Source organism: Streptosporangium subroseum, from assembly GCF_900188345.1.
Lineage (GTDB): Bacteria > Actinomycetota > Actinomycetes > Streptosporangiales > Streptosporangiaceae > Streptosporangium > Streptosporangium subroseum.
In genome coordinates, this window is sequence record NZ_FZOD01000019.1 from 143287 (window position 1) to 159007 (window position 15721).

Consider the following 15721-nt stretch of genomic DNA (forward strand, 5'->3'; position numbering starts at 1 on the left):
CCTGGGCGCCCGCGTTCAGTTCTGGTTGCACTCCTGGGTGCCCACCGCGTTGACCAGCTTGGAGCCGTCTTCGGCGTCCGGGGCCACCTCCGCGGCGGTCAGCACAAAACCGGTCTCCGGCTGGTCGAGGACCGCCGCGAAGACGACACCGTAGACCCGGCCGTCCGTGGTGAGCAACGGCCCGCCGGAGTTGCCCTGCCGGACCAGGCCGCGGATCGAGTAGACGTCGCGGGTGACGGACTTGCGCTCGTAGATGTCCGGCCCGTTGGCCCTCTGCTGCACCCGGATCCGGGCCTCGTTGGTGGTGAAGCCCAGGCCGTGCGGGAAGCCCGCGATGATCGCGTCGTCGCCCTGCTTGGCGTTGCCGTCGAAGCGCAGGAGCGGCATGTTCAGGCCGGGGACGTAGAGGATCGCGATGTCCCTGTCGGGGTTGTAGAGCACCACCCTGGCCCGGTGGGAGTGGCCGAGGTAGTCGGTGACCTGGAGCTCCTTGTCGACCCCGGCGACCACGTGGGCGTTCGTCATGATCCGGTTCTGCGAGTAGACGAATCCGGTGCCCTCGATGTGCTTGCTGCAGCTCGTGGCGACGCCCTGGACCTTGACGATGCCCTTGCGGGCCCGCGCGAGCTGCGGGCCCTTCAGCACGCTCCGGTCGGGCGGCGCGACCTCGACGAACTGGCCGCCCCCGATGGCGTCGAACACCTTGGGGAAGCCGGAGGTGTCGATGAACGCCTTGAACGGCCCCTGCAGCTCCTTGGCCCCCGTCGGCATCACCTGATCGACGGTGCTGATCAGCAGGGACTTATTGACCTGCTCGCTGAGCATGGTGAACTGCGACGAGATCAGCAGGGAGCCGATCAGCCAGGCGATGATCAGCACCGAGAACGCGCTGGTGAACGTGCCTCCGACCGCGTCGACCACCTTGGCGGGCTCCCAGGTGACATGGCTGCGGACCACCGCGCCGATCGTCGACGACGCGAACTGCCCGATCGTGGCCGCGAGGAAGACGATGACGATGGCGAGCAGCGCCCGCTCGGTCTCGCCCTTCACTATGGCCCCGGCGATGGGCGGGGCGATGAACATGCCCAGCAGCCCACCCCCAACGAATCCGACAAAGCTTAGGACCCCGATGATGAACCCCTGGCGGTATCCCGACACCGCGAAGGCCACCATCAGGGCGATCAGGATGAGATCGAGAAGATCACCGCTCACCCCTTTACGGTATCCAGCCGTTGTCCCGCGCGTGCACACCTTCCCCGAGGTATCTGCGGTTATCGTGTCCAGATGGCAACGATCGGGGGGTCGGCGGCCGTGGAGTCTCTCATCGAGACCGCGCTGCGGGATCAGGACCAGGACGGCGCGATCCGCTGGCAGGCCATCAATGAGCTGCAGAAACGGGGCGATCTAGAGACTTTCACCGCGGCTCGTCGGCTGTGTTCGGGAAAAACGCCGGCCGAGCGGATGCTCGGGGTGGATATTCTCGGCCGGCTCGGTTTTGTCGGCCGCAGCCTGCCGGTGCTCCGTTCCCTGTCCGTCCGTGAGGACGACTGCCTGGTCCTCTACTCGGTGCTGATCGCCTTCGGTCATCTCAGAGACCGCCGCGCGCTGCCCTCGGTGATCGCCCTGGCCGAGCACGCCGACCCCAGGGTTCGCTACGGCGCCGCCTACGCGTTGCCCAACATCATGGGCAACCCGCCCGACCCGACCGGCCTGTCCGCCCTGCGGCGACTGATCAACGACCCCGACGACGACGTGGCCGACTGGGCCTGCCTCGGCCTGGCGCTGTCAACGGGACGCGAGGTTGAGAACGTCAGGGGGCAACTCCTCGACCCGTGACCGATCCCAGGGGAGCTCGAAACCCGAACTCGCGAGCACCCCGTCGAGCACCCCCGCCGTGAACCCCCACACCAGCAGCCCGCGCACCCGGAACGCCGGCCCGCAGTAGCCGCTCGAATGGCGCAGTCTGAGCCGGTTGGCCGGATCGACGAGCTCACGGATCGGAACCCGTTCCACCGACTCCACCTCGTCGGGCGAGGCCGCGTGCACCACGCAGGGCGTGTGCCACCAGCCCAGCACCGGGGTCACCCGGTTGTCGCTGTGTGCCACGTACAGCTCGGACATCGTGCCGATCACCCGGACACCGGCCGGATCAAGCCCGGTCTCCTCCTGGGCCTCGCGCAGCGCGGCGGCGATCGGGCCGTCGTCCTCGGGATCCACCCCTCCGCCGGGGAAGGCGGGCTGTCCGGCATGCGTGCGCCCTCGCGAGCTGCGCTGGATCAGCAGCACGTCGGGGCCGAGCGGCCCCTCGCCGAACAGCATCAGCACGGCGGCCGGGCGTCCACCGGACGCGGGTGGGCGCAACATCGGGGGCACCGGTGCTCTCGCGGCACGCTCGGCCAGCGTCTCCAACCACCCAGGCACTTCCACGGGCACACCTCCGGTCTTCTGCAACACGGCGGCCCGCCCGACGCTTCCCGGTCACGGGAACGACCCCGCCCGGTTGTGAGAATGACCCCGCCCGGTTACGGGGACGGTCCCGGACCGTTACGAGAACGGCCTCGCCTCGCTCCGCGACGGACCACCCGATGACAAGAACGGCCTCGGGCGGCCCTGAGCCGGACCGCCCGGTTGTGAGAACGGCCCTGCCCGGCTACGAGAACGGCCCTGGACGCACCAGCTTGGCGGCCTCGGCGGGGTTGACGGGGCCGGTGCCGTACGAGGGGCAGAGGGCGGCGAGCGGGCACACGCCGCAGGCGGGCTTGCGAGCGTGGCACATGCGGCGGCCGTGCCAGATCAGGCGGTGGGACATCATCGTCCAGTCGCGCTTCGGGATGAGCTCCGCGACGACCTGCTCGATCTTGACCGGGTCGGTCTCCGTGGTCCAGTGGAACCGGCTCACCAGCCGTTGGAAGTGCGTGTCCACGGTGATCCCGGGCACCCCGAAGGCATTGCCGAGGACCACGTTGGCGGTCTTGCGGCCGACTCCGGGCAGGGTCACCAGGTCCTTGAGCCTGCCGGGAACCTCGCCGCCGTAACGGTCGCACAGACCCTGGGCCATGCCGACGATGCTGTTGGTCTTGGCCCGGAAGAATCCGGTGGGCCGGATGATTTCCTCCATCTCGGCCCGGTCGGCGCTCGCATAGTCTTCCGCTGTCCGATATTTCGCGAAAAGCGTAGGAGTAACCGTATTGACCCTTTTGTCCGTACACTGCGCAGATAAGATCGTCGCGACCAGCAACTCCAGGGGATTGCGGAAGTCGAGCTCGCAGTGCGCATCAGGGTAGGTTTCCGCCAAAATGCGGTCTATCCGGCGAGCTCGACGGACCAGGGCAAGCCGGGATTCACCTGCGGGGCTGACGTTGTGGAGCACTCCGACAGCCTACGCGCATGGCCCCCTGGAGAGCCGGACGGTGTGATAGGTCACAATGACTGCGTGAGCCGTGAAACAGGAGGCACTGTGAACACCGACGACGTGCTGGGCAAGGCCCCGCTGTTCTCGGCGCTCGACCGGGAGAGCGCCGCCGCGCTGCGCACGAGCATCTCCGAGGTGCAACTGTCCAAGGGACAGAACCTGTTCGCCGAGAACGAGGTCGGGGACCGCCTCTACGTGGTGCTCGAAGGCAAGATCAAACTTTCCAGGACCGCGCCGGACGGCCGGGAGAACCTGCTCAGCGTGCTCGGCCCGAGCGAGATGTTCGGCGAGCTGTCGCTGTTCGACCCCCGCCCCCGTACGGCGTCCGCCACCGCCCTGACCGACGTCCGCCTGGCCGGACTCGGCCACGACGACCTCCGTCCCTGGCTGACCGGTCGCCCCGAGGTCGCCCTGCACCTGCTGCGCGCCCTGGCCCAGCGGCTCCGCCGTACCAACGACGTGCTGGCCGACCTGGTCTTCACCGACGTCCCCGGCCGGGTCGCCAAGGCCCTGCTCGACCTGGCCGAGCGCTTCGGCCAGCGGATCGACGACGGCGTCCGGGTCCACCACGACCTCACCCAGGAGGAGCTGGCCCAGCTGGTCGGCGCCTCACGCGAGACCGTGAACAAGGCGCTGGCCGACTTCGCCCAGCGCGGCTGGCTGCGCATCGAGGCCAAGGCCGTGGTCATCATGGACCTGGAGCGGCTGCACAACCGCTCGCGCTAGCCGTCGAGGTAGGCCAGCTGGGCGCGGACCGACATCTCGGCGGCGAACCAGAGCGATCGGTCCACGTCCGCGTAGACGATCGCCACGATCTCCTCCGGCGTCTTCGCACCCCCCTCGCGTGCCCGGCGGATCTGGTCCAGCCGCTGCCGCCGATGTGCGATGTAGCCGTCCAGCGCGCCGATCGGGTCGGGCAGCACCGGGCCGTGGCCCGGCAGCAGCGCCTCGGCGCCGACCTGTTCGGTCCTCGCGCGAAGCCGGTCCAGGGACCGCAGGTAGTCGGCCAGGTCGCCGTCCGGAGCGATCACGGTGGTGCCCCGGCCGAGCACGGTGTCCCCGGTCAGGATCGCCCGGTCCTCGGGCAGCCAGAAGCAGAGCGAGTCGAACGAGTGGCCCGGCGTGCCCACAACGTGAAGCTCCAGGCCGCCGGCCGTGAGCACGTCACCGTCACCGAGCCCCTCCTCGCCCAGCCGGTGCGCGGGATCCAGCGCCCTGACGGGCGCGCCGACCAGGGCGGCGAACGCCCTCGCGCCACCGCTGTGGTCGTGGTGACCGTGGGTGAGCAGGATCGTCGCGACCCTGCGCCCCTCCAGGTGGCCGGCGACCCTCGCGAGGTGCCCCTCGTCGTCCGGTCCGGGATCGACGACCAGGACGTCCTCCCCGTCGCCGATCACCCACGTGTTGGTCCCGTCCAGGGTCATCGGGGACGGGTTCGGGGCGAGAAGGCTGAAGGCGTGGGCCGTGCCCGAGCCGTCGGGCCCCTCCAGGGGGATCCGCAGCCCGCTCACGCGGCACCGAACCTGTAGTCGTCGTCGAGCACGATGTGGATCTCCCCGTTCACCTCGGCGATCTTCGGCATGAGGGTGACGATCTCCCGCTCGGCCGCGAGCACGTCGGGGACCTTCTCGTAGGCGCTCAGCTCGCCGAGCGTGCGGTAGGTCGGGGGCATCAGGAAGATCTCACCGTTCCTGGCCCGGTCGAGCGCGTCGGCGGGCCGCACCCAGGCGACCTGGTCGGCCTCACCGCCGACGTCACGGGTGCGCTGGCCCGGAGGGAGCGCCGCGACGAAGAACCGGGTGTCGAAGCGCCGCTGCTCGACCTCGGGGGTGATCCAGTGGGCCCAGGGACGCAGCAGGTCGGAGCGGAGGACAAGACCGCGCCTGTCCAGGAAGTCGGCGAAGGACAGACTCCTGTCGATCAGGGCGAGCCGGTCGGCCTCCCACTCGTCGCCGGTGGTGTCGGCCACGACGGAGTCCTCGGACGGTCCGGCGAGCAGCACGCCCGACTCCTCGAACGTCTCTCGTACGGCCGCGCAGACCAGCCCCCGCGCCGTCGCGCCGTCCGCGCGGAAGACCTCGCCCCACGCGGCGGGCGAGGGTCCGGCCCAGGCGACCGCCTGGTCGGTGTCGCGCGGATCCACCGAACCTCCGGGGAAGACGTAGGCCCCCGCCGCGAAGGCCATGCTGGCCTTGCGCCGCAGCAGATAGACCTCCGCGCTCCGCGGGCCCTCTCGGAGGATGACCACGGTGGCGGCATCCCGGGCCGGGACGGGCTCCACCCGCCCGGCCAGAATGTCGCGTGCGCGCTCACCCAACTCACCAGGAAGCGGGATACCACCCATTCAGACCCTCCACCAGAACCTCACTCGGTTTCAGGGTCCATCATGTGGCACCGCCCGGCCCTGGACAATCAAGAGCAAACCCCAATAAATCTCAGCGAACCTCGACGATCATCTCGATCTCGACGGGCGCGTCCAGCGGGAGGACCGCGACGCCTACCGCGCTACGGGCATGGATGCCCGCGTCACCGAACACCTCGCCGAGCAGCTCGCTGGCCCCGTTGACCACCCCCGGCTGACCGGTGAAGCCGGGAGCGCTGGCCACGAAGCCGACGACCTTGATGACCCTGACGACGTTCGGCAGGCCGCCTGCGACCGAGGCGACGGCCGCGAGCGCGTTGAGCGCGCAGATCCTGGCAAGGCTGTGGGCGTCCTCGGCACTCACCTCGTCGCCGACCTTGCCGGTCGTCATCAGCTTGCCCTCTACCATCGGGAGCTGGCCCGAGGTGTAGACGTAGTCGCCCGTGCGGATCGCCGGGACGTACGACGCCAGCGGCGCCGCGACCTCCGGCAGAACCAGGCCCAGCGCCGTCAGCCTCTCCTGCGGGGTCACGGCTTGGGCCGCTTCAGGTAGGCGACCAGCTGCTCGGGGTTCGGCCCGGGCACGACCTGGACGAGCTCCCAGCCGTCCAGGCCCCAGTTGTCAAGAATCTGCTTGGTCGCGTGGACCAGCAGCGGCACCGTGGAGTACTCCCATTTCGTCATGTGGGACACATTAGCGAGGCGGCTGTGGCGATCGGTTCCATCCGAGCCTTCCGGTGGACCGGCCTGCGGCGGCAACTGTGAGAAGTCACATATTTACGTACGGAGCAAGGCAGTGGCGAATCGTCAATGGCCCGTTGGGTAGCCTTCGAAATGTGAGAGCTCGCGACACCGATTGGGACGGCGTACGCCTCCACGTCGTCACCGGTAAGGGCGGCACCGGTAAAACCACGGTGGCCGCCGCACTCGCCCTCGCCCTCGCCGCGGGTGGCCGCAAGGTTCTGCTGGTGGAGGTCGAGGGCCGGCAGGGAATCGCGCAGGTCTTCGATCTGCCGCCGCTGCCGTACGAGGAGAGGAAGATCGCCGTCGCGCCCGGCGGAGGGGACGTCTACGCCCTGGCCATCGACGCCGAGGAGGCCATGCTCGACTACCTCGAGATGTTCTACGGCATGCGCAGGGCGGGCAAGGTGCTGAGCAAGATGGGCATCGTCGACTTCGCCACGACCATCGCCCCCGGCTTCCGCGACGTCCTGGTCACCGGCAAGACGAGCGAGGCCGTCCGGCGCAAGGGCAAGAACGGCAGGCGGACCTATGACGCGGTCGTGCTCGACGCGCCGCCGACCGGCCGGATCGCCCGCTTCCTCAACGTCACCAACGAGGTCTCGGGACTGGCCAGGATGGGCCCGATCAAGAACCACGCCGACCTGGTGAACGGTGTCGTGGCCTCCCCCGAGACCGCGGTGCACTTCGTCACGCTCCTGGAGGAGATGCCGGTCCAGGAGACCCTGGACGGGCTGCAGGAGCTCCGCACGATCGGTCTCCCGCCCGGCGGGGTCTTCATCAACATGGTCAGGGAGTCGTTGCTGCCCGACTCCGTTCTGGACGCCGCCGCCGAGGGCCGGTTCGACCCGGCCGAGCTGGTGCTCGGCCTCAAGGCGGCCGGGCTCACCGACGGCGGTTCGGCCGCGGTCTCCGTGGCCGAGGCGCTCGCGGAGGAGATCGCCGATCACGCCCACCGCGCCGAGCTCGAAAGCCGCGAGAGGCTGGCGCTGGAGGAGGCGGCCCGTCCCCGCTACGAGCTGCCACTGCTGTCCGACGGGGTGGACCTGTCCGGACTGTACGAGCTGGCGGAATCCATCCGCACCCAGGGAGCGGCATGAGCAAGCGCACCGAACGCGGCGGGCACCGGGACGCCCCGGTTCTCGACCTCGACGCGATCATCGATGACCCGGGCACCCGGATCATCGTCTGCTGTGGGTCCGGCGGCGTCGGCAAGACCACCACCGCGGCGGCGCTGGGACTGCGCGCGGCCGAGCGCGGCCGCTCCGCCGTGGTGCTCACCGTGGACCCCGCCCGGCGGCTGGCGCAGTCCATGGGGCTCACCGAGCTCGACAACACCCCCAGGCTCGTCGCGGGCGTGGAGGGCAAGGGCAAGCTGCACGCCATGATGCTCGACATGAAGCGGACCTTCGATGAGATCATCGAGGCGCACGCGGACCCCGAGCGAGCCCGCCAGATCCTGACAAACCCCTTTTACCAGTCTCTGTCGTCCAGCTTCGCCGGCACGCAGGAGTACATGGCGATGGAGAAGCTCGGGCAGCTCCGCCGCTCGGGAGACTGGGATCTGATCATCGTGGACACCCCGCCCTCCCGCTCCGCGCTGGACTTCCTGGACGCGCCCGAGCGGCTGGGCCGCTTCCTCGACGGACGGCTCATCCGGGTGCTCATGGCCCCGGCCAAGGCCGGAGGGCGCAGCGCGTTCAAGCTGCTCAACGCCGGTTTCGGCGTCATCGCCGGGGCCATGACCAAGCTGCTGGGCGCGCAGGTGCTCAAGGACCTGCAGACCTTCGTGTCCGCTCTGGACGCCGTCTTCGGCGGGTTCAGGGCGCGCGCCGACCAGACCTACAAGCTCCTGCAGGCTCCCGGCACCGCGTTTGTCGTCGTGGCCTCGCCCGAACGCGACGCGATGCGCGAGGCGTCCTACTTCGTGGAGAGGCTGGCCTCCGAGCGCATGCCCCTGGCCGGACTAGTGATCAACCGGATGCACCTCTCGCCGGCGGGCGTGCTGTCGGCGGCTCGGAGCACCGCCGCGGCCGAGGATCTGGAGTCACGGGGCGAGCACGAGCTGACCGCCGCCGTACTGCGGCTGCATGCCGGCCGGATGCAGCTGGCCGCCCGTGAGCACCGTGAGCAGGAGCACTTCGTCTCCGCCCATCCCACGGTGCCCGTGGCGCGGGTTCCCGCCATGGCGCAGGACGTGCACGACCTGGAGGGTCTGCGCGAGGTGGGCGAGCTCCTGAGCGCACAGTAGGCGCACACGCCCGTGGGCGTGTGCGCCTCATGGCGTTCACGATCGGCTCGGCACAATCCCGCCTGCCGCTGGAAATGCCGTGGCGGCGGACGGCTCCGTCGGGTGGACGGGCATGTCGTGTTGGGCGTCATGGGCATATGCGCGGACCGGTGGCGCCCGATCCGGCATATGCCTGTGCGGCTGATGCCTGGCCCGGCACACCCATAAATCGGAAATGCCAGGCCAGGCGTACACAATGTACGGCTGGCGCTTGGCACCAGCCGTACAGGATTTTCGCGCGAACTCAGCCAGCTATCAGCTCATTTGTTCGCTCGTACTCTTCTTTGGCCAATTCCAGCAGGTCTCGCCAGGAATCGACATCCGGTCGCCGGCGCAACAGCGCCCGGCGTTCGCGCTCGGTCATCCCGCCCCACACCCCGAACTCGATGCGATTGTCCAGCGCATCGGCGAGGCACTCGGTCCGGACCGGGCACCCTCGGCAGATCAGCTTTGCTCGGTTCTGGGCAGCACCCTGAACGAACAAAGCGTCAGGATCCGCACCCTTGCAGGCCGCACGGGAGGTCCAATCCGTGATCCACATTCGACCCCACTCCCCTTAGGTGGTCAGTCGTGACTTTGGGGCCGACGGGCGCGGGCGTCGAGCCTTCGGTATTCAATTGCCGCAGAAAGAGAACGTACGCAATCAGACGTTCGGGCCGACAGACCCCGGCGGGACCAAATTCTCACATGGTCATCCACGGCCATCTGGCCGGGAATGACTAGTCACCTGTCCAAGCGATCGAGACACGGACAGACCAAAATGGTGTTCCGTTCATGTTTGGGACATCTGTCAGACGCACCCATGGACTCGATGGCGTTCCGTTACCGTATGAGACATCCGTCCGACGTACCCTTGACTCGTGCAAGCTCATGGCAAAAATCTGGGGTCGGCGGTCCTCAATGTGCTTCGGCTGCTCGCCGCAGCCGCCGTGGCGGGTGTGCTCGTCGCCGCCGTGTCACTTCCGGCGGTGGGCGGGGCCGGGCTGACCGTGAACGCCGCCACGGACGAGTTGCACCTGCAGCCCGAGGAGCTGAAGGAGCCCCCGCTCCCGGAGAAGACCGTCCTGCTCGACGCGAACGGCAAGCAGTTCGCCCAGTTCTACTTCGAGAACCGTGAGTCGGTGCCCCTCGACCAGGTCTCCGAACTCATGAAGACCGCGATCGTCGCGATCGAGGACGACCGGTTCTATCAGCACGGGGCCATCGACCTCGAAGGCACCTTCCGCGCGTTCGCGAAGAACTCCGCGGGCGGCGGTGACGTCCAGGGTGGTTCCTCCATCACCCAGCAGTACGTCAAGCTCGTGCGGCTCAACAGCGCCGAGACCAAGGAGGCGAAGGCTGCGGCGATCGCGCCGACGGTCTCCCGCAAGCTCAACGAGCTGCGCTACGCGCTGGCCATCGAGGAGAAATACACCAAGCCGGAGATCCTTGAGCGCTATCTCAACATCTCCTACTTCGGTGCGGGCGCCTACGGGATCCAGGCCGCGTCCAAGCGTTTCTTCGGCAAGCCGGCCTCCAAGTTGAACCTGTGGGAGGCGGCCACCCTCGCGGGAGCCGTGCAGAACCCGAGCAGGACCGACCCGAACGCCGGCAAGGAGAGCCGCCAGCGGCTGCTGGACCGGCGCAACACCGTCCTGGACCGGATGGCCGAGCTCGGCAAGATCACGCCGCAGGAGGCGCAGGAGGCCAAGGCGAAGAAGCTCGGGTTCAAGGACACCCCGGTCCCCGGCGACTGCGACTCGAGCCCGTACCCGTACTTCTGCCTCTACGTCAAATACGAGATGCTCAACAACGAGGTGTTCGGCAAGACCCCGGCACTGCGCAAGAGGCAGCTGGAGCGCGGCGGCCTGACGATCAAGACGACGCTCGACCCGAAGGCGCAGGAGGCCTCCGAGAAGGCCATCAAGCGGTACGTGAAGACCAGCGACAAGCCGGTCGCCTCGCAGGCGATGGTCGTTCCCGGCACCGGCGCCATCAAGGGGATGGCCGCCAGCCGGAAGTACGGGCAGAGCAAGAAGAAGAACGAGATCAGCTACAACCTCCCCGCCGACGGGATACACGGCGGCGGAAGGGGCTTCCAGGCCGGATCGACGTTCAAGATGTTCACCCTGGTCACCGCCCTGGGCGAGGGGCTCAAGATCGACGACGGTTTCGGCACCGGCTCTGCCTACAACGCCCCGAGCTACGGCGCGTTCCGCGACTGCAAGGGCAACTCGGTCGGAGACCCGAAACACGACATCCACAACTCCAGCGAGGGCGGCGGCGGCTTCAAGACCCTGACGACCGGCACCCTGGGCTCGGTGAACACCTTCTTCATGCGCCTGGAGCAGGAGGTCGGCCTCTGCGACGTGGTCAAGACGGCCAAGAGCCTGGGCATCAAGCGGGCCGACGGGGACAAGCTCCAGGAGGTCGAGACCTTCACCCTCGGGGTCAACGAGATGGACCCGGTGACGGTCGCCGCCGCTTATGCGACGCTCGGCGCCCGCGGCGCCTACTGCAAGCCGATGGCCATCACCGAGATCCGCGACCGCGACAACAAGGCCACGGCCTACAAGCCGCAGTGCAAGCAGGTCCTGGACGAGGAGGTCGCCGACGCGGCCACCCACATCATGTCCGGGGTGTTCACCAAGGGCACGATGTCCGAGTACGGCGGCATCGGCCGCCCGGCCGCTGGCAAGACCGGCACCACCGACGCCTACACCGCCGCCTGGTTCGCCGGTTTCACCCCCGACCTCGCCTCCGCGGTCAGCCTCGGCGACCCGCGCGGCGCCTTCAAGCACGATCTGACGGGCGTGACCATCGGCGGCCAGTACTACAGCTACGTGTACGGCGCCACGATCTCCGGCCAGATCTGGAACGCCTCCATGTCCCGCGCTCTGAAGGGCGTCGATCCGACCTCCTTCACCCCGGTGAACATGGACCGCTTCGGCGGTTGCTCGGGCGGCAGGTGCGCGCCCAAGCCGCCCCCGAAGCCCAAGGGCGACTCGGGTGACCGGGGCGGCGATCATGGTGGCGATGACGGCGGCGACGGCCCGCCCTCACCTCCGGACCCCAACGGTGGCGCCCCCATCGTCATCCCGTAGTGACACCGGAGCCCTCCCGGCGACCCCGCGTTCGGGGGTCGCCGGGAGGGCTCAGCCACATCGGGCGGCTTGCCGTACCGAGCGGGGCCCTCAGGGGCCGTACGGCGGCGCGCGGTCTGCCCTCGATCATCGACGGCCCGGAAGCCGTCATCGAGGTTCCAGGGAGCTCTCAGGCCGACAGGCGGGCCCGTACGGCCTGCGCCACCCGGCCACCCTCGGCGCGTCCGGCGACCTTCGGGTTCAGGACCTTCATGACCTGACCCATCGCCTGCGGCCCGGCGGCGCCGCTCTCGGCGACGGCCTCGTCCACGAGCCTGCCGAGCTCCTCGTCGGAGAGCTGGGCGGGGAGGTATTCCTCCAGCACGGCCTGCTCGTCCACCTCGGCCTGCGCCTGCGCCGTACGGCCGGCGCCACTGAACGCCTCGGCCGCCTCCCGGCGCTTCTTGGCCTCCTTGGCCAGCACCTTGACGACCTCGTCGTCGGAGAGTTCACGCGCCGTCTTGCCCGAGACCTCCTCGACCCCCACGGCCGCCAGGGCCATGCGAATCGTCCGGGTGCGGATCTCGTCCCTGCTCTTCATGGAAGCCGTGAGATCGGCTCTCAGCTTGTCTTTCAATGCGCTCATGCGATCCATCTTGCCGTCTCACCAGCCTCCCTGTATCCCAAGTTTCCTTCCGAAGGCTTCATGTCGGGCATGATGAGAGGGTGAGGAAAGCAGCCGCGGTGCCCCTGTCCCTGCTCGGTGTCGGCCTGGCCGGCCTCGCCTATGCCTCGGTCATCGAGCGCAACGCGTTCCGGCTGAGGCGCTTCGACGTGCCCGTCCTGGAGCCCGGCCAGCGCCCGGTGCGCATCCTGCACCTCACCGACCTGCACCTCACCCCCGGCAGGCGGATGCTGATCAACTGGGTCCGCTCGCTGGGCGCTCTCAAGCCCGACCTGGTGGTCAACACCGGCGACTCCATCGCGCACCCCGACGCGGTCGGCCCCCTCCTGTACGCCCTCGAACCCCTGCTGTCGCGCCCGGGCCTGTTCGTCTACGGTTCCAACGACCTGTACGCGCCGAGGCCCAAGAACCCCACGCGCTACCTCTGGCGCACCTCCAAGGGTGATCACAAGCAGACGATCCCCTCGCTCCCCTGGGAGGAGCTGGGCTCCGGCATGGCCGTCGAGGGCTGGCTGGACATGAACAACACCACGGCTCGCATCAAGATCGGCGATCTCGACGTGGCCGTGGGCGGCATCCACGACTCCCACATCAACCGCGACCGCTACGACCTGATCGCCGGGCCCGCCCCCGCGGAGGCCGATCTGCGCCTGGGCGTGATGCACTCCCCCGAGCCCCGCAACATGACCCGCTTCGCCGCCGACGGCTACCAGCTGCTGCTCGCCGGCCACACCCACGGCGGGCAGCTCTGCATCCCCTTCTACGGCGCCCTGGTCACCAACTGCGGCATCGACCGAGCCCGAGTCAAAGGTCTGAGCCGCCACGACTCCGCCTACCTCCACGTCTCCGCCGGCCTCGGCACCAGCCCTTATGCTCCGGCCCGCTTCGCCTGCTATCCCGAGGCCACCCTCCTGACACTGGTGCCCCGCCGCCGTGGCGACGCAAGCACCCCCGAAGTCCGCTAGACTTTCCCAAGCACGAGCAAGACCGCAAGACCGGGGTGTGGCGCAGCTTGGTAGCGCGCTTCGTTCGGGACGAAGAGGCCGCAGGTTCAAATCCTGTCACCCCGACGTTGAATGTCCCGAGGTTGAGGGCCGTTCCTGAGAGATCAGGAGCGGCCTTCTGCGTTTACTGAGCGACCGGCTACGCACCAAGACACCGGCACCTTCAGGGCAGTGAAAAGTCGGCTGTTCGAACTCGTGAGGGCCGGCCCGCCTCGGCCGAAAATACGGTGCGATGTGATCAGGGCTGACGTAGCGTCGGCGCTCATGACCCCTCTTCGTAATCGCCCTCCCTTCGTGGCCGACGAGCGAACCCAGCTTGTCGGCTGGCTCGACATGCAGCGCGCGATCATTCACTGGAAATGCGAAGGGTTGTCCGATGCGGACGCGCACCGATCCGTCCTTCCGGCCTCCCCCCTCATGACGATGGCGGGTGTCGTCTCGCACATGCGCTGGGTCGAGCACTGCTGGTTCGAGGTCCTCTTCCTGGGCCGACCGGCCGAAGGGCCTCAATTCGAGGACGGGCCCGAGGATGCCGACATGATGGTCGAAGGCATCCCGCTCACACGGCTCCTCGAGGAGTATGACAGGCAATGCGTGGTGTCGAATGAGATCGTCGCGGCCCATTCGCTGGATGATGTCGGCCGGCACCCGGACTTCCGTGCCGCTGCCGCGAACCTGCGATGGATGTTGATCCACATGGTCGAGGAGACCGCCCGGCACGCCGGTCACCTGGATGCCGTCCGGGAGCTTCTTGACGGCAAAAAGGGCTACTACTGACTGCCGGCCACGTGCCACGGATGCGTCCCCACGGGCTACCGGAAACCGGAGATGTTCGCCCGGGTTGAGGTTGGGGCCGGGTGACCGCGTACGGCACCGTAGGTAGAGGCAGGCCCACGAGCCTCAGAGCCCGATGACCCTCTTCGTGGCCGGAAGTGAGGTCAGCCGTAGAGTGCCGCCCTGTGAACAGTGATCTGTCGTCCGAGCGGCTGCGCTCCGCGTCCGGATACGCCGAGGCAGCGGACGCCCTCGTCGAGCAGTACGAGAGCGTGGCGTTCGCGGATGTTCACCGAGAGGCGCTCCACCTGTTTCCCACGCGGCAGAGTTGGGTTCTGGACATCGGAGCGGGCAGCGGCCGCGATGCGGCTGCCCTGGCTTCCCGGGGCCACCGGGTCGTCGCCGCCGAACCCACCGCCGAACTCCGTACGCTGGGTGAGGTCCGGCCCCCGCAGGACGAATGTGGTCTCAGCGCGGGTGATAGTTGAGCGTCCCGAGGGGCCAGTCCCTGGACAGCCAGGCTGCCACGGCCTCATACAGAGGCACGTCCAGCTCGGCTCGGTCGGCCCGGACCCAGGAGGCCACGTCGGTGTCGTGGTCGTCGCTGCGGGAGGGGTAGATGTAGACGCATCCGATTACCTCGCCGCCGGCCGGCTCGATGACGGTGTAGGTGAATCCGCGGCGCTGAGCGAAGTCGTTCGCGTGACGCTGCAGGTCGGCGAGGTTCGCCTCCAGGGTCATCCCGGCCGCGGGAGGCCACCCTCGGTCCTGGAAGCCCGGGGTCGCAAGGATGTGTTCGATGCTGCCGGTCCAGGCAGCGTGGTCGGCGGCGTTGTGCTGGGGCCCCAGGGGTTCCAGGCGGAACTGCGGGGTGGCCAGGTCCGGAGGAATGACGAAGTCGTCGGGGACGAAGGCGTGGTCGTTCATGAGACCGAGGTTATGGGGCCGAGCTCACGGGTTTCGTCTGGATTGATCGCGCCGCGCGGCTCACCTCTGACCGGCGCTTCCATTGAACGGTGATGTCCATGACGGTCAGGCTGGGTGCGGCTCGGGGGCCGGCGCTTCTCGATTCCTGATCGGTCTGCTCACCTGCTTGGCCACGCACGAGGGCATCCCCGCCGTCGCGCGTGCCGCCTGGTGCCGGTAGGTGCTGGGTGACATCCCGACCAGCTCGGTGAAGCGGGTGCTGAAGGTGCCCAGTGACGAGCAGCCGACCGCGAAGCAGACCTCGGTGACGTTGAGGTCGCCCCGGCGCAGCAACGCCATCGCCCGCTCGATCCGGCGCGTCATCAGGTAGCTGTAGGGTGACTCACCGTAGGCGAGCCGGAACTGGCGGCTGAGGTGCCCGGCCGACATGTGCACGCCGCGGGCCAGCGCCTCGACGTCCAGCG

Annotated in this window: 19 protein-coding genes and 1 tRNA gene; 9 read left to right on the forward strand and 11 right to left on the reverse strand. The window is 68.6% G+C overall.

Features of this window, described 5'->3' with window-relative positions; all coding sequences use genetic code 11:
* Window positions 1–15: 15 nt before the first annotated feature.
* Window positions 16–1212: a MarP family serine protease gene (locus CHC08_RS20775; protein WP_089208986.1), complete on the reverse strand. Its 1197-nt coding sequence runs from the start codon at window positions 1210–1212 to the stop codon at window positions 16–18.
* 72 nt (window positions 1213–1284) lie between these two features.
* Here CHC08_RS20775 and CHC08_RS20780 point away from each other — a divergent pair, with 72 nt between their 5' ends.
* Window positions 1285–1836 (forward strand): HEAT repeat domain-containing protein, encoded by a 552-nt coding sequence (locus CHC08_RS20780; protein ID WP_089208987.1) that lies wholly within the window; start codon window positions 1285–1287, stop codon window positions 1834–1836.
* Here the strand turns inward: CHC08_RS20780 and CHC08_RS20785 are convergent.
* Complete coding sequence (locus CHC08_RS20785; protein WP_420823575.1) at window positions 1786–2427, reverse strand: NUDIX hydrolase; 642 nt, start codon at window positions 2425–2427, stop codon at window positions 1786–1788. The genes CHC08_RS20780 and CHC08_RS20785 overlap by 51 nt on opposite strands.
* A gap of 223 nt (window positions 2428–2650) precedes the next feature.
* Complete coding sequence (nth, locus tag CHC08_RS20790; protein WP_089208988.1) at window positions 2651–3370, reverse strand: endonuclease III; 720 nt, start codon at window positions 3368–3370, stop codon at window positions 2651–2653.
* A gap of 87 nt (window positions 3371–3457) precedes the next feature.
* Between nth and CHC08_RS20795 the strand changes: the two genes are divergently transcribed.
* Window positions 3458–4138: a Crp/Fnr family transcriptional regulator gene (locus CHC08_RS20795; protein ID WP_089208989.1), complete on the forward strand. Its 681-nt coding sequence runs from the start codon at window positions 3458–3460 to the stop codon at window positions 4136–4138.
* On the opposite strand, the gene CHC08_RS20800 is transcribed toward CHC08_RS20795, so the two are convergent.
* The 4 genes from CHC08_RS20800 to CHC08_RS49665 all read right to left on the reverse strand — a co-directional run bounded on the left by CHC08_RS20800 (window position 4135) and on the right by CHC08_RS49665 (window position 6458).
* Window positions 4135–4923 carry an MBL fold metallo-hydrolase gene (locus CHC08_RS20800; protein ID WP_089208990.1) on the reverse strand — a complete coding sequence of 263 codons (789 nt, stop codon included), beginning with the start codon at window positions 4921–4923 and terminating at the stop codon, window positions 4135–4137. The two genes, CHC08_RS20795 and CHC08_RS20800, sit on opposite strands and share 4 nt — an antisense overlap.
* Window positions 4920–5756 (reverse strand): NUDIX hydrolase, encoded by an 837-nt coding sequence (locus tag CHC08_RS20805; RefSeq protein ID WP_089208991.1) that lies wholly within the window; start codon window positions 5754–5756, stop codon window positions 4920–4922. The genes CHC08_RS20800 and CHC08_RS20805 overlap by 4 nt, the downstream gene beginning before the upstream one ends.
* A gap of 91 nt (window positions 5757–5847) precedes the next feature.
* Window positions 5848–6306 carry a RidA family protein gene (locus CHC08_RS20810; protein ID WP_089208992.1) on the reverse strand — a complete coding sequence of 153 codons (459 nt, stop codon included), beginning with the start codon at window positions 6304–6306 and terminating at the stop codon, window positions 5848–5850.
* Window positions 6303–6458 (reverse strand): Sp36 family protein, encoded by a 156-nt coding sequence (locus CHC08_RS49665; protein WP_089209016.1) that lies wholly within the window; start codon window positions 6456–6458, stop codon window positions 6303–6305. The genes CHC08_RS20810 and CHC08_RS49665 overlap by 4 nt, the downstream gene beginning before the upstream one ends.
* Window positions 6459–6610: 152 nt before the next feature.
* On the opposite strand from CHC08_RS49665, the gene bagA reads away from it, so the two are divergent.
* Window positions 6611–7615, forward strand: a complete 1005-nt coding sequence (gene bagA, locus CHC08_RS20820; protein WP_089208993.1) for an ATPase BagA — start codon at window positions 6611–6613, stop codon at window positions 7613–7615.
* Window positions 7612–8766, forward strand: a complete 1155-nt coding sequence (gene bagB, locus CHC08_RS20825) for an ATPase BagB (protein ID WP_089208994.1) — start codon at window positions 7612–7614, stop codon at window positions 8764–8766. Before bagA ends, bagB begins: the two co-directional genes overlap by 4 nt.
* A 283-nt stretch (window positions 8767–9049) precedes the next feature.
* Here the strand turns inward: bagB and CHC08_RS20830 are convergent, their stop codons facing one another.
* On the reverse strand, window positions 9050–9346 hold the full coding sequence (locus tag CHC08_RS20830; RefSeq protein WP_012887233.1) for a WhiB family transcriptional regulator: 297 nt from the start codon (window positions 9344–9346) through the stop codon (window positions 9050–9052).
* A gap of 319 nt (window positions 9347–9665) precedes the next feature.
* On the opposite strand from CHC08_RS20830, the gene CHC08_RS20835 reads away from it, so the two are divergent.
* The gene (locus CHC08_RS20835) at window positions 9666–11888 is read left to right on the forward strand and encodes a transglycosylase domain-containing protein (protein ID WP_089208995.1); all 2223 of its coding nucleotides are present in this window, start codon (window positions 9666–9668) and stop codon (window positions 11886–11888) included.
* Between the two features lie 169 nt (window positions 11889–12057).
* Here CHC08_RS20835 and CHC08_RS20840 read toward each other — a convergent pair whose 3' ends face one another.
* Entirely contained in the window at window positions 12058–12513 is a 456-nt protein-coding gene (locus CHC08_RS20840) for a GatB/YqeY domain-containing protein (protein WP_089209017.1), read from the reverse strand.
* A gap of 80 nt (window positions 12514–12593) precedes the next feature.
* Here CHC08_RS20840 and CHC08_RS20845 point away from each other — a divergent pair, with 80 nt between their 5' ends.
* The 4 genes from CHC08_RS20845 (at window position 12594) to CHC08_RS20860 (ending at window position 14818) form a co-directional block, all read left to right on the forward strand.
* Window positions 12594–13517, forward strand: a complete 924-nt coding sequence (locus CHC08_RS20845; protein WP_089208996.1) for a metallophosphoesterase — start codon at window positions 12594–12596, stop codon at window positions 13515–13517.
* A gap of 31 nt (window positions 13518–13548) precedes the next feature.
* Window positions 13549–13622: transfer RNA gene (locus CHC08_RS20850), tRNA-Pro, on the forward strand.
* A 228-nt stretch (window positions 13623–13850) separates the two neighbouring features.
* A complete protein-coding gene (locus CHC08_RS20855) occupies window positions 13851–14333 on the forward strand; it encodes a DinB family protein (RefSeq protein ID WP_420823576.1) in 483 nt (160 codons plus the stop codon).
* Window positions 14334–14515: 182 nt separating this feature from the next.
* Window positions 14516–14818 (forward strand): class I SAM-dependent methyltransferase, encoded by a 303-nt coding sequence (locus CHC08_RS20860; protein WP_218825392.1) that lies wholly within the window; start codon window positions 14516–14518, stop codon window positions 14816–14818.
* Here CHC08_RS20860 and CHC08_RS20865 read toward each other — a convergent pair.
* Both CHC08_RS20865 and CHC08_RS20870 read right to left on the reverse strand, forming a co-directional pair.
* Window positions 14799–15257, reverse strand: a complete 459-nt coding sequence (locus CHC08_RS20865; RefSeq protein ID WP_089208997.1) for a GNAT family N-acetyltransferase — start codon at window positions 15255–15257, stop codon at window positions 14799–14801. The two genes, CHC08_RS20860 and CHC08_RS20865, sit on opposite strands and share 20 nt — an antisense overlap.
* 105 nt (window positions 15258–15362) lie before the next feature.
* A partial coding sequence (locus CHC08_RS20870; RefSeq protein ID WP_089208998.1) for a helix-turn-helix transcriptional regulator occupies window positions 15363–15721 on the reverse strand: 359 nt, incomplete at its 5' end.

Excerpts from the sequence above, each read along its gene's own strand:
- CHC08_RS20780 (WP_089208987.1), top strand. The coding sequence starts at position 1,285 with ATGGCAACGATCGGGGGGTCGGCGGCCGTGGAGTCTCTCATCGAGACC.
- CHC08_RS20805 (WP_089208991.1), bottom strand. The coding sequence starts at position 5,756 with ATGGGTGGTATCCCGCTTCCTGGTGAGTTGGGTGAGCGCGCACGCGAC.
- CHC08_RS49665 (WP_089209016.1), bottom strand. The coding sequence starts at position 6,458 with ATGACGAAATGGGAGTACTCCACGGTGCCGCTGCTGGTCCACGCGACC.
- bagB (WP_089208994.1), top strand. The coding sequence starts at position 7,612 with ATGAGCAAGCGCACCGAACGCGGCGGGCACCGGGACGCCCCGGTTCTC.
- CHC08_RS20830 (WP_012887233.1), bottom strand. The coding sequence starts at position 9,346 with ATGTGGATCACGGATTGGACCTCCCGTGCGGCCTGCAAGGGTGCGGAT.
- CHC08_RS20840 (WP_089209017.1), bottom strand. The coding sequence starts at position 12,513 with ATGAGCGCATTGAAAGACAAGCTGAGAGCCGATCTCACGGCTTCCATG.
- CHC08_RS20865 (WP_089208997.1), bottom strand. The coding sequence starts at position 15,257 with ATGAACGACCACGCCTTCGTCCCCGACGACTTCGTCATTCCTCCGGAC.